Annotated in this window: 13 protein-coding genes; 9 read left to right on the forward strand and 4 right to left on the reverse strand. The window is 63.3% G+C overall.

Going from position 1 to position 11,720, the window contains the following annotated elements; all coding sequences use genetic code 11:
* A partial coding sequence (locus tag ACYPXD_RS12480; RefSeq protein WP_459711503.1) for a hypothetical protein occupies positions 1 to 309 on the forward strand: 309 nt, incomplete at its 5' end.
* A gap of 32 nt (positions 310 to 341) precedes the next feature.
* Here the strand turns inward: ACYPXD_RS12480 and ACYPXD_RS12485 are convergent.
* From ACYPXD_RS12485 to ACYPXD_RS12495, 3 genes are all read right to left on the reverse strand, one after another.
* Entirely contained in the window at positions 342 to 1,607 is a 1,266-nt protein-coding gene (locus tag ACYPXD_RS12485; protein ID WP_459711563.1) for an SGNH/GDSL hydrolase family protein, read from the reverse strand.
* 82 nt (positions 1,608 to 1,689) lie between these two features.
* Positions 1,690 to 2,550: a polysaccharide deacetylase family protein gene (locus ACYPXD_RS12490; RefSeq protein ID WP_459711565.1), complete on the reverse strand. Its 861-nt coding sequence runs from the start codon at positions 2,548 to 2,550 to the stop codon at positions 1,690 to 1,692.
* 32 nt (positions 2,551 to 2,582) lie between these two features.
* Positions 2,583 to 3,695 (reverse strand): glycosyltransferase family 4 protein, encoded by a 1,113-nt coding sequence (locus tag ACYPXD_RS12495; protein ID WP_459711506.1) that lies wholly within the window; start codon positions 3,693 to 3,695, stop codon positions 2,583 to 2,585.
* A 181-nt stretch (positions 3,696 to 3,876) separates the two neighbouring features.
* Between ACYPXD_RS12495 and paaA the strand changes: the two genes are divergently transcribed.
* From paaA to ACYPXD_RS12530, 7 genes are all read left to right on the forward strand, one after another.
* Entirely contained in the window at positions 3,877 to 4,887 is a 1,011-nt protein-coding gene (gene paaA, locus ACYPXD_RS12500) for a 1,2-phenylacetyl-CoA epoxidase subunit PaaA (protein WP_459711509.1), read from the forward strand.
* A 77-nt stretch (positions 4,888 to 4,964) separates the two neighbouring features.
* Positions 4,965 to 5,249, forward strand: coding sequence for a 1,2-phenylacetyl-CoA epoxidase subunit PaaB (gene paaB, locus ACYPXD_RS12505; RefSeq protein WP_075158366.1), 285 nt, complete (start codon positions 4,965 to 4,967; stop codon positions 5,247 to 5,249).
* 25 nt (positions 5,250 to 5,274) lie between these two features.
* Positions 5,275 to 6,078: a 1,2-phenylacetyl-CoA epoxidase subunit PaaC gene (paaC, locus tag ACYPXD_RS12510; protein ID WP_459711511.1), complete on the forward strand. Its 804-nt coding sequence runs from the start codon at positions 5,275 to 5,277 to the stop codon at positions 6,076 to 6,078.
* Between the two features lie 72 nt (positions 6,079 to 6,150).
* Complete coding sequence (gene paaD / locus ACYPXD_RS12515) at positions 6,151 to 6,807, forward strand: 1,2-phenylacetyl-CoA epoxidase subunit PaaD (protein WP_459711513.1); 657 nt, start codon at positions 6,151 to 6,153, stop codon at positions 6,805 to 6,807.
* Between the two features lie 34 nt (positions 6,808 to 6,841).
* Positions 6,842 to 7,936: a 1,2-phenylacetyl-CoA epoxidase subunit PaaE gene (paaE, locus tag ACYPXD_RS12520; protein ID WP_459711516.1), complete on the forward strand. Its 1,095-nt coding sequence runs from the start codon at positions 6,842 to 6,844 to the stop codon at positions 7,934 to 7,936.
* Positions 7,937 to 8,048: 112 nt separating this feature from the next.
* Positions 8,049 to 8,654 (forward strand): TetR/AcrR family transcriptional regulator, encoded by a 606-nt coding sequence (locus ACYPXD_RS12525; protein ID WP_459711518.1) that lies wholly within the window; start codon positions 8,049 to 8,051, stop codon positions 8,652 to 8,654.
* A gap of 228 nt (positions 8,655 to 8,882) precedes the next feature.
* Positions 8,883 to 9,551: a GNAT family N-acetyltransferase gene (locus ACYPXD_RS12530; protein ID WP_459711520.1), complete on the forward strand. Its 669-nt coding sequence runs from the start codon at positions 8,883 to 8,885 to the stop codon at positions 9,549 to 9,551.
* Between the two features lie 28 nt (positions 9,552 to 9,579).
* On the opposite strand, the gene ACYPXD_RS12535 is transcribed toward ACYPXD_RS12530, so the two are convergent.
* Positions 9,580 to 10,101: an Lrp/AsnC family transcriptional regulator gene (locus tag ACYPXD_RS12535; protein ID WP_459711522.1), complete on the reverse strand. Its 522-nt coding sequence runs from the start codon at positions 10,099 to 10,101 to the stop codon at positions 9,580 to 9,582.
* Positions 10,102 to 10,254: 153 nt separating this feature from the next.
* Here ACYPXD_RS12535 and hppD point away from each other — a divergent pair, with 153 nt between their 5' ends.
* The gene (gene hppD, locus ACYPXD_RS12540) at positions 10,255 to 11,352 is read left to right on the forward strand and encodes a 4-hydroxyphenylpyruvate dioxygenase (protein WP_459711524.1); all 1,098 of its coding nucleotides are present in this window, start codon (positions 10,255 to 10,257) and stop codon (positions 11,350 to 11,352) included.
* Positions 11,353 to 11,720 lie beyond the last annotated feature (368 nt).

Raw genomic sequence — 11,720 nt, forward strand, 5'->3', positions numbered from 1 at the left:
GTCATCGTGCGCCGCCATCAAGCACCCACACTTATCGGCTGTGAATTGTTAAAGATCGCTTCACGACAAGGGCCGCATGCCGGCGAAAACCGCTCAACCGCCACCACCCTTTCGCGTCTGCCGCTCGCTGCAGCAGAGAAGCGAGATTATGCAGCTTACCTCTCACTTCGTCAACACTTATTTCGCTCGCACTTAAAACAACTGACACCGTCAACTTTGGCGTCGCTGGCTTTCGCAACAGGCAACGGCGCCGACAGCACCTCGTTCGCGAACGAAGACGCGAATAGTAGGCGAGCCAGCGGTATATGACAAGCCCGTGACGCAGTATTTTTCGCTCTTCGTCAGCGTGCTGCGCCCGTCAGCAATTGAAGCGGCACTGCGTCCGCCATCGCGGCATAGCCCGCGTCGCTCGGATGAATGTGATCGCCGCTATCGAATCCTCGCTGCAGCTGCGTTGGGCGTGCCGGATCGCGCAGCGCGGCATCGAAATCGGCGACGCCATCGTATGCGTGGCTCGTTCTGATCCATTGGTTCACAGCAAGTCGCATGCTCTCCCGCTGCGGCGGCAGCGCCGCCGGCGTCAGCGTCGCGCCGATCACGCGAATACCACGCGCGTGCGCCTCGGCAATGACGCGCCGGTATCCGTCGATCAACCTCTCGGCGGTCACCTGCGTATGCGGCGTATCGCAGTCGAGTCCCGCATGCGGCGGCATCGACGCGAAGTTGATGTCGTTGATGCCTATCAGCAGAATCATCGTCCGCACGCCGGGCCGCTCGAGCACATCGCGATGCAAGCGCGACTGAAGCGCATCGCCATAGCAGGGCGAATCACTGAGCAGCCGGTTACCGCTAATGCCAAGATTGATGACCGCGATCGACCGGTCACCTGCCTGCGACAACCTGCGCGCCAGCGCATCCGGCCAGCGGCGATTCTCGTTAAGGCTGGAGCGCATGCCATCCGTGATCGAATCGCCGATTGCCGCAACGGCGGCAGTCTTCGCGGCAGAGGCGTCGACCATCAAGCCGCTTACCCACGCGTACTGGGTGAAGCGCTGCCGGTAAGCGTCGCCGGATGCGTCGTCGACATGGTTGCCAGGCGACGACACGTAATTCACCTGGCTCGCGACACGATGCCAGGCCACGAGTCGCTGCTCGGGACCCATATAAGTGCTGATCGCATAGGGCACCCCGCCCGCGACCTCGGCGTGAACGGCATCGCTGTCCGCCTCGCCGCCTGCCGGCACGACGACCGCCGTCTTTCCGCCGAACGTGACGGGCGTCGCGTTACCTTGGGTTCGCGCGCCCGCCCCTGCCCGCGCGAGCGTCATACCCTCGATGACGAGCGGCGTCTTCCCGTATGCGTTGCTGACGTGCAAGCGCACCGTGTCGCCTGATAGAGACGGATAGATGATTTGCCGCACGGTGCGTCCCGCGACATCGGGCGCGCGATAGAGCGCGGGCAGTTCCGCAGCCTGTGGAATCGGCTGCAGGGCGGTCGCCCAGGCGGTGATCCATTGGCCATGTGCGGTTTCGGCTGAATGAGCCGCGATGGGCGCTGCAAGGATAACGACAGCGCCACAGGCGACGGCCAATGCGCGAACGATCATATTCATCAAGCCGGGTAAGCAAAGAGCGCACATTGTGCCCGAACCGATCCTCCCGGGGGCACTCGGTCGCCCCATGCTGCGCCTATCGCTTGATCGAAAGATACGCGCGACTGAGCAATGGACGGCTGTGCACCCACAAACGGCTTGCAAGCCAGCCGGCGGGCTTGTCCCGGACCTCCAGTCGTCTGATCGAATGACCGTCGAAGCCCGACTCGAGCCACCGGACTGCGGGATACGGCTGGAAGGTATTCGTGCCGCTGTCGCACGTATAGAAAAACCGGAATCCGGCGCGCAGCGCGACCTCTCGGTAGTCGTCGTCGTAATAGCCTTGCGGCCAGCACAGATGATCCGACGCCTCCCCGAAGCGCAGGCGAAGCGTCTCGCGCGCGCGTACGAGGTCTTCCTGCAGACGTTCGCGCTTTTCATCCCGGCTGCGTGCGACACGATCCCAGCGGAGGTGTGTGTGCGTGTGGCTATGGAACTCGAATGTTCCGCACCGGCGCATTTCGTCGATTTCCGACCAACGCAATACGGCGTCGTCCGCGCGGCCGTCCGCAATGGCAATTTCGCCCGCCGCGTGGTTTAACAGGTGCGGCAGAGGCCGACTCGCATTACTCGCACCGCTCACACCACCCACACCGTTCGCGCTGCTCGCGTGAGGCCGCGCGGGCCCGTCGCCAGGCCACGCGCTGACCAGAAAGCCGATCGCATTGAAGCCATGTTTTTGCAGAACCGGATGTGCGTGGACCCAATTGTCGAGATATCCGTCGTCGAACGTCACGACCACCGACTTCGGCGCGACCGCCACGCCAGCCAGATAGTCGGCAAATTCGCGCGCGCTGAGCGAGCGATAGCCGTGCCGCGCAAGCCATGCAATCTGCTCTTCGAAATGGCGAACCGTCACCGTGAGCACGCCGGGTGACGGATTGACGTGGTGGTACATCAGAACCGGGACCGCGCGTGCGGCGCCGCGCGTCACGACAGTCGCCCCAATCTGGCAAGCGACGAGCGGCGACCCCGTTCAGCGAGCCCCAGTCGATAGCACGCCATCGTCTCATCGGCCATCTGTTCGACGGCAAAGCCGCGCTCGCGGATATGACGCGCCTCGCCGCCCAGACGCGCGCGCAGCGCCGGATCGTCGAGCAGGCGCACGATGGCGGTGCGCAAGGCAAGGCAATCGTGCGGCGGAACGAGGAGTCCGTTGACGTTATCGTCGATCAGTTCGGGCACGCCGTCGACGCGCGTCCCCACCACGGGCAATCCACGCGACATCGCTTCGATAAACGATTGCCCGAGCGCCTCCTGATGCGTCGGCAACACGAAGAAGTCACTGCTGCGCAACACGTTCGGAACATCGCCGCGCAGCCCGAGCAGATGGATTCTGCCGGCGAGGCCCAATGATTCGACGCGGTCTTTGATTCGCGCAAACTCCGGACCGTCTCCGGCCATAACGAAGTGCAGGTCGGGCCGGCCGGCGAGCAGCGGTTGCGCCGCGTCGATCAGGTCGTCGTGTCCTTTCTTGTCGCGCATCATCGCGACCATGCAGCCGACGATCGCGTCGGCACCGAGACCGAGTTCAGCGCGCAGCGTCGCAGGTTCGTCGGCCGCGGGCGCCGGGACGCCATCGTAAATCGTCGTGATCCGCTCGTGCGCGACACCGACCGACACAAGGTAGCGATTGACGCAGGCGCTAACCGCAATGACGTGATGCGGAATCCAGCGATAGGTCGCAAGCGAGCTCACCGGAAGCGCCAGATGCCGCGTTCTTACGATGAAAGGCGTGCCCGCCGCGCGCGCCGCGAGACCCGCAACGAGACAATCGTGACCGCTGTGCGCGTTCAAAACGTCGAACGCGCGACGCGACAGCAGCGAGCGGATCGTCAACATCGATGCGATGTCGCCGCCCGTTCTCATCGGCGCATGATGGACGGGTACGCCTGCCGCCGCGGCCCGCCTGCCGATTTCCGCGTCAGCCGGACAAACGAGTTCGACCGTATGTCCGCGCTCCCGCAGCGCAGCCATTTCCTTCAATGTCCGGACTTCCTGCCCACCCCAACCTCGGGACGATTCGCTATGCAAAATTTTCATGGCGCGAATCGTAGCCCGACACCTATCTCTAAACTATTGATTCATAGTGAAATTTTGTCATTCCCCAACGATGACGGCGCAATCGGTGGCCGGGCGCGACACCCAAACGAATTTCCATTAACCGACCGGTCGGTTGATTTATACTGGCGACAATCGACAGACTCCCCAGCGAGGGCTCGCCATGTATACGCAATCTCTCGATATGCCGGGCAAAGCGACGCGGTCCGATGCCGCGGACAGCGCCGGCGCATCAACGCCCGAACAGCAGCGTTTCGACACGGTGATCGCCGCCGACGGAAAAATCGAGCCGCAGGACTGGATGCCCGACGCGTATCGCAAGACGCTCGTGCGGCAGATTTCGCAGCACGCGCATTCGGAAATCGTCGGCATGCTGCCCGAAGGCAACTGGATCTCGCGCGCGCCGAGCCTCAAGCGCAAGGCGATCCTGATCGCGAAGGTGCAGGACGAAGCCGGTCACGGGCTCTATCTGTATAGCGCGTGCGAAACGCTCGGCGTCTCGCGCGATCAGCTGATCGATGCGCTGCACGCCGGCAAGGCCAGGTATTCGAGCATCTTCAATTACCCGACGCCGAGCTGGGCGGACGTCGGCGTGATCGGCTGGCTCGTCGACGGCGCCGCGATCATGAACCAGATTCCGCTGTGCCGCTGCACCTACGGCCCGTATGCCCGCGCGATGATCCGCATCTGCAAGGAGGAGTCGTTCCATCAGCGGCAGGGTTTCGATGCGCTGCTCACGATGATGAAGGGCACCGACGCACAGCGCCGGCTCGTGCAACAGGCGGTCGACCGCTGGTGGTGGCCGGTGCTGATGATGTTCGGCCCGAGCGACAAGGATTCGGTGCACAGCAACCAGTCCGCGCAATGGGGCATCAAGCGGATCACGAACGACGACCTTCGGCAGAAATTCGTCGATGCCACGGTCGAACAGGCGAAGGTGCTCGGCGTCACGCTGCCCGACAACCGGTTGAAGTGGAACGAAGCGCGCGGCCACTACGACTATGGCGCGATCGATTGGGACGAGTTCTGGCGCGTCGTCAATGGCGACGGGCCGTGCAATCGCGAGCGGCTGGCAACACGCGTGAAGGCGCATGACGACGGCGCGTGGGTGCGCGAAGCCGCGCTCGCGCATGCGGAAAAGCAGCGCTGGCGCGCGCAGCAAGACGCCGCATAAGCGATCGCGAACAGACCGGCGGCACCGGGTAGCGCCCAGCCGCCCGGCCGCCCGATATCGAAGCAAGGAGATCGACAGTGAACAAGGAATGGCCAATCTGGGAAGTTTTCGTGCGCAGCAAGCAGGGGCTCGACCACAAGCATTGCGGCAGCCTGCACGCGGCGGACGCGTCGATGGCATTGCGCATGGCGCGCGACGTCTACACGCGCCGTCAGGAAGGCGTGAGCATCTGGGTCGTGCCGTCGTCGGCGATCACGGCTTCAGCGCCGGAAGAAAAGGGCGAGCTGTTCGAGCCGGCGGCCGACAAGATTTACCGCCACCCGACGTTCTTCACGTTGCCCGACGAAGTCAATCACATGTAAGCGCAATGCCGAACGGACGAAAGACATGAACGCCACGCCTCATCATCTCGCCTACGTGCTGCGCCTCGCCGACACCGCGCTGATTCTCGGCCAACGCAATGCCGAGTGGTGCGGACACGGTCCGGTACTCGAAGAGGACATCGCGCTGGCGAACATGAGCCTCGATCTGATCGGTCAGGCGCGCCTGCTCTACACGCACGCGGCGTCGCTCGATGCGGCGCTCACCGGCCAGCCCCGCACCGAGGACGACTACGCGTACTTCCGCACCGAACGCGAATTCGCGAACTACACGCTCGCCGAACTGCCGCACTACGGCCCGCTCGCGGGCAACGCACACGCCGACAAGGACTACGCGGTGACGATCGTGCGCAACTTTCTCTATTCAACGTTGATGGCGCACCTGTGGGCCGCGTTGACCGCCTCGGCCGACGGGCAACTGGCGGCAATCGCCGCGAAGTCGGCGAAGGAAGCGCGCTACCACGTGCACCATGCGCGCGAGTGGCTGATCCGCTTCGGCGACGGCACCGACGAATCGCATCGCCGCGCGCAAGCCGCGCTCGATTACCTGATGCCTTACACGCGCGAGTTTTTCAGCGTCGATGCCATCGAGGAATCGATCGCAACAGCGGGCATCGGACCCGGAACCGCCGATCTCGAACCCGTCTGGTTCGACGACGTGCGCGCCGCGCTCGACGAGGCGACGCTCACGTTGCCGGAACCCGTCAGGCACGTGAGCACAGGCAAGCATGGCGAGCACTCGGAGCACATGGGCTATCTGCTCGCGGAAATGCAAAGCGTCGCGCGGCAGCATCCGGGCGCGACCTGGTGACGGCCGGTCGCGACGCGAACCGCACGCAACCGCGCACCGACTGGCGCAGATCACGCGAAACGGAGCACCTCAATGACGACGATCAACGCACGCCGCCACTGCACGGTCGAAGACCAGGAAAAAGACAGGGACGGGGACAAAGACACGGCCCAGGACGAACACGTCGGCCGCGCATGGACCGCGCTCGAGGCGGTACCGGATCCCGAGATCCCGGTCGTCTCGATCCGTGAACTGGGCATTTTGCGCGACGTGCGCCGCGCGTCCGACGGCGTCCTCGAAGTCGTCATCACGCCGACCTACTCGGGCTGCCCGGCGATGTGGCAGATCGCCGAAGACATCGGCAATGCGCTCGACGCGGCGCACCTGACGCCCTATCGAATCGAGACCGTGCTCGCGCCCGCATGGACCACTGACTGGATCGACGCCGATGCGCGCGCAAAACTGCGGGCGTACGGCATTGCGCCGCCGATGGGCCCATGCGTGGGCGAGGGCAACCGCGGCGCCACCGGGCAGACGCGTGTGGCTCCGCATGAAAAAGTGGTCCGCTTCGCGCCTCGCGAGCGCGCCTCCGTACCGGCATCCGCGGCAACCTCGGCATTCACCCCGCCCTGCCCCCGCTGCGGCTCCCCGCACACCGAACGCCTCGCGCAATTCGGCTCGACCGCATGCAAGGCGCTCTACCGCTGTATCGACTGTCGCGAACCGTTCGACTACTTCAAGCCCTATTGACCACTGACCCCGACCACTGACCCCGACCACTGACATGGCGAGCCCCACTCCGCAATTCCACGCGCTGCGCATCCGCGAAGTCCGTCCGGAAACCGCCGACGCGGTCTCGGTCGCGTTCGAAGTGCCGCCCGATCTGCGCGACCACTACCGCTTCACGCAGGGCCAGTTCGTCACGCTGAAGGCCCATATCGACGGCGAGGAAACGCGCCGCTCGTATTCGATCTGCGTCGGCGTCACCGACTACGATCGCGACGGCGAACTGCGCATCGGCATCAAGCGCGTGCGCGGCGGCCGCTTTTCGAACTTCGCATTCGACATGCTGAAAGCGGGCCACACCGTTGATGTCATGACGCCTGACGGCCGCTTCTTCACGCACCTGAACGCGGAACAGGGTCAGCAGTACGTCGCGTTCGCCGGCGGCTCCGGTATCACGCCGGTCCTCGCGATCATCAAGACGACACTCGAAATCGAGCCGCGCAGCAGCTTCACGCTGATCTACGGCAACCGCAGCGTCGACTCGATCATGTTCGCCGAGGAACTCGAAGACCTGAAAAACCGCTTCATGAACCGCTTCGCGCTGTACCACGTGCTGTCCGACGATCTGCAGGACGTCGAACTCTTTAACGGCGTGCTGGACGAGCGCAAATGCGCGGCGTTTCTCGAAACACTCGTGCCCGCCGCAACGATCGACGAAGCGTTTATTTGCGGCCCGGCGCCGATGATGGACGCCGCCGAAGCCGCGTTGAAGGTGGCCGGACTCGCGCCGCAGAAAGTCCACGTCGAACGCTTCGGTTCGCCGCTGCCGCAAGCCGGCGTGCCGCCCGCCGAGATCACCGACGACACGCCGGCCGCCGAGCTCGAAATCGTGCTCGACGGCAAACGCCGCAAGCTGCGCCTGCCGTATGACGGCTTGAGCCTGCTTGACGTGGGCTTGCGCGCGGGGCTCGCGCTGCCTTATGCGTGCAAGGGGGGCGTCTGTTGCACGTGCCGCGCGAAGGTGCTCGAAGGCGCAGTGAAAATGGATCGGAACTACACGCTCGAAGCGCATGAGATTCGCGACGGCTTCGTGCTGACCTGCCAGTGCCACCCGGTGACGGACAGGGTGGTCGTCAGTTACGACGAACGGTAGGTGGAAAACCGTTCGACGCACTCGCGATCCGCTTACACTAGGGCCGCTCGCGCGCGGTCCCACGACTGCCGCGCTCGGGCGGCCCTTTTCAGCTTTCGAGAAAACAAGAACCATGGCCCGAACCCGAGCCCCCGACCATGAAACGCAACGCGACCAGATTCTCGAGCTCGCCGCGGAAAAGTTCGCGCAGACCAGCTACCCGAGCACGTCGATGTCCGATCTCGCCGCCGCGAGCGGCACGTCGAAAGCGCGCCTTTACCACTACTACGAGAGCAAGGAAGCGATCCTGTTCGACCTGCTCGACCGCTACACCAAGCGGCTGATGCTGATCATCGCTGAAGTGGAAGGCTCGAGCCAGCGGCGCGGCCTCACCGAACGCGAGACGTTCGCGGAGCTGATCCGCGCGTTCCTCGCCGAATACGAGACCTCGCACAGCCGCCACGTCGCACTGCTCAACGATGTGAAGTACCTCGACGAAACACAGCGCGACGTGATCCTGAACCGCCAGCGCGACGTCGTGGCCGCGTTCGCGCGTCAGCTCGCGCGCGCCTATCCCGAGCGCGTCGCGCGCGACAACCAGACCGCGCTGACGATGATGGTGTTCGGCATGATCAACTGGACCTTCACGTGGCTGAAACCGGGCGGCCGGATGGGCTACCGCGAGTTCGCGGAGCAGGTGGTCCAGATGGTCGACCATGGGCTTTGCGCGGCGAAGTAATTTTGCAGAGCAGCATGCGGCGTGGCTATTTTGCGACGATATTTAAACCAGAATGCGTGCGCTCACTAACCTGAAGCTCCTCAAAAATCAACGATTTGCATGGACGCTCTGAGTCCCCCGCAGCTCAGACAGATCCGAAATACGGGTTTTCCCTAGTGATGAATGTAGCTTTCAGTTAAAATCACTGCTGCGGCGCATCATGCCGTCAGATGAATAGGAGAACCCGCCATGAGCAAGACGACTGCCCGAGCCAAAGAGCCGATCGCGCTGCCCGATCGCGTGTTGAGCGCGGCCGGCCTTGCGCCTGTGCTGGTTCGCGAACTGAGCGCGAAAGACCGCGAGCGTTTGCTCGCCCACTTCCTGGGCCTCGGCGAAGACGACCGCCTGCTGCGCTTCGGCCAGTTCGTACCGAACCACGTCATCGAAAACTACGTTCGCACGCTCGACTTCGACCGCGATCGGGTGTTCGGCGTCTTCAACGGCGAACTCGCGCTCGTGGGTGTCGCGCATCTCGCGTATCTGTCGTCGGAAAACGGCGAGCGCACGGCCGAACTCGGCGTGTCGGTCCTCGAAAGCGCGCGCGGCCACGGTATCGGCACGAAGCTCTTCGAACGCGCGGCGATTCGCAGCCGCAACACGCATGTCGTCACGCTCTACATGCACTGCCTGTCGCGCAACAAGACAATGATGCATATCGCGAGAAAGGCGGGCATGCGGATCGAGCACGCGTACGGCGAAGCCGACGCGTATCTGACGCTCGCGCCGGCCGATCAATCGAGCATTCTCAAAGAGATGCTCGAAGAACAGGCGGCCGCGTTCGACTATGCGTTGAAGCGCCAGACCCACCAGACATCGACGCTGCTCGAATCGCTGTTGCCGGCGGAACTCGCCGCCTGATCTCCCGTTTCACGCCGTCGGCGCGCATTCACCTGATCGGCAACGCCGTCGTTTCCTTGAACGTCTCGAGCGAGAAGCTCGACTTCACGTCGACAACGGACGGGTGATGCAGCAGCACGTCCTGCACGAAGTGCGAAAAGTGCGCCATATCCGCGACCTGCACGCGCAGCAGGTAATCCATTTCGCCGGTCATCGCGTGGCAGGCCACCACCTCGGGCCACGTTTGCACGGCGGCTCGAAAAAGCTCGGCATGCGTCACTCCGGCGTGCGCATGCGCTGAGTCGCCCCGCCCGCCGCCAACAACCGGCGTCCCGCGCTTTTCGAGCCGCACGTTCACGAATGCGAGCAGATCGAGCCCGAGCTGCTGTGCATCCAGCAACGCAACATAGCCGCGAATCACACCGCTTTCTTCGAGGCGCCGAATCCGCCGTAGGCACGGGCTCGGCGACAGATTCACGCGCTCCGCGATTTCCTGATTCGACAGTCTGCCGTCCTGCTGGAGGATCGCAAGAATACGCCGGTCGATAGCATCGAGTTCGGTCACCGCCATTTTCTGCCGTCCTGAGGCGCAAATGCGCTATTAAATAGCCACAGCCTAGCGACCGACGATTAATTTCGCAAGTTTCCATCGTGACGCCGCCGATAAACTGGCTCAACGGCGTCCGTCCGTTCCGGACGCACTGCATGGCGAATGGAGACTTGCATGAAGGTACAAACATGGGACAACCCCGTCGGCACTGACGGCTTCGAATTCATCGAATACGCAGCCCCCGACCCGAAGGCGCTCGGCAGGGTATTCGAGCAGATGGGCTTTACCGCAATCGCGCGCCACCGGCACAAGAACGTCACGCTGTACCGGCAGGGCGACATCAACTTCATCATCAATGCAGAACCCGATTCGTTCGCGCAGCGCTTCGCGCGGCTGCACGGCCCGTCGATCTGCGCGATCGCCTTCCGTGTGCAGGACGCAGCGGTTGCATATCGCCGCGCGCTCGACCTCGGCGCCTGGGGCTTCGACAACAGGACCGGTCCGATGGAGTTGAACATTCCGGCGATCAAAGGCGTCGGCGATTCGCTGATCTACTTCGTCGACCGCTGGCGCGGCAAGAACGGCGCGAAGCCGGGCAGCATCGGGGACATCGACATCTACGACGTCGATTTCGAGCCGATTCCGGGCGCGGACCACCACCCGCCCGGCCACGGCCTCACCTACATCGATCATCTGACGCACAACGTGCACCGCGGCCGCATGCGCGAATGGGCCGAGTTCTACGAACGCCTCTTCAACTTCCGCGAAGTTCGCTACTTCGATATCGAAGGGAAAGTAACCGGCGTCAAATCGAAAGCGATGACATCGCCGTGCGGCAAGATCCGTATTCCGATCAACGAGGAAGGCTCGGAAACCGCCGGCCAGATTCAGGAGTACCTCGACGCCTATCACGGTGAAGGCATCCAGCACATCGCGCTCGGCACGAACGACATCTGCCGGACCGTCGACGGTATGCGCGCATCGAATATCGCGCTACTCGATACGATCGATACCTACTACGAACTGGTCGAGCGACGCATCCCGAACCACGGCGAATCACTGGAAGAACTGCGCAAACGCAAGATTCTGATCGACGGCGCGCGCGACGATCTGCTGCTGCAAATCTTCACAGAAAATCAGATCGGGCCGATTTTCTTCGAGATCATCCAGCGCAAGGGAAACCAGGGTTTCGGCGAAGGCAACTTCAAGGCGCTATTCGAATCGATCGAACTCGATCAGATCCGCCGCGGCGTGGTGAAAGATCACGCGTGAACTGAAGGACGGGGACGAAATGCCGGATCAAGCGGCGAATCAACGAAGTGCGCCGCACAAAGACAACGACAAGGCGAATGACGAAGCGAACGCCGTCATTCGCCTGATGGCGCGCGTAGTGAAACACTAGAGGACGCGTCGTCGCGACTGGCGTCCGCCGATGGGCGCGAGACGGTCTGCGCCGGACGCACGATGCCGTTCGAACCGGTGTTCGACTCGGGTTGTGCGCTATTCGCGCGCACCGGTGCGTGGATTGCGAAAAAAGCCGCTGAGACCATCAGGAAGGTTTGGACATGCTTGCTGTTCATCATGCTTGCTCCTGTTCTGATTGCCTGCGCTGCGAAGCTCCACCCATGTGGAACGTTGCG

Source organism: Paraburkholderia sp. 2C (assembly GCF_054589215.1).

What these genes read in the sequence shown, in the direction of transcription:
- ACYPXD_RS12485 (WP_459711563.1), bottom strand. Translation starts at nt 1,607, where the DNA reads ATGATCGTTCGCGCATTGGCCGTCGCCTGTGGCGCTGTCGTTATCCTT.
- ACYPXD_RS12490 (WP_459711565.1), bottom strand. Translation starts at nt 2,550, where the DNA reads ATGTACCACCACGTCAATCCGTCACCCGGCGTGCTCACGGTGACGGTT.
- ACYPXD_RS12495 (WP_459711506.1), bottom strand. Translation starts at nt 3,695, where the DNA reads ATGAAAATTTTGCATAGCGAATCGTCCCGAGGTTGGGGTGGGCAGGAA.
- paaA (WP_459711509.1), top strand. Translation starts at nt 3,877, where the DNA reads ATGTATACGCAATCTCTCGATATGCCGGGCAAAGCGACGCGGTCCGAT.
- paaC (WP_459711511.1), top strand. Translation starts at nt 5,275, where the DNA reads ATGAACGCCACGCCTCATCATCTCGCCTACGTGCTGCGCCTCGCCGAC.
- paaD (WP_459711513.1), top strand. Translation starts at nt 6,151, where the DNA reads ATGACGACGATCAACGCACGCCGCCACTGCACGGTCGAAGACCAGGAA.
- paaE (WP_459711516.1), top strand. Translation starts at nt 6,842, where the DNA reads ATGGCGAGCCCCACTCCGCAATTCCACGCGCTGCGCATCCGCGAAGTC.
- ACYPXD_RS12525 (WP_459711518.1), top strand. Translation starts at nt 8,049, where the DNA reads ATGGCCCGAACCCGAGCCCCCGACCATGAAACGCAACGCGACCAGATT.
- ACYPXD_RS12530 (WP_459711520.1), top strand. Translation starts at nt 8,883, where the DNA reads ATGAGCAAGACGACTGCCCGAGCCAAAGAGCCGATCGCGCTGCCCGAT.
- ACYPXD_RS12535 (WP_459711522.1), bottom strand. Translation starts at nt 10,101, where the DNA reads ATGGCGGTGACCGAACTCGATGCTATCGACCGGCGTATTCTTGCGATC.
- hppD (WP_459711524.1), top strand. Translation starts at nt 10,255, where the DNA reads ATGAAGGTACAAACATGGGACAACCCCGTCGGCACTGACGGCTTCGAA.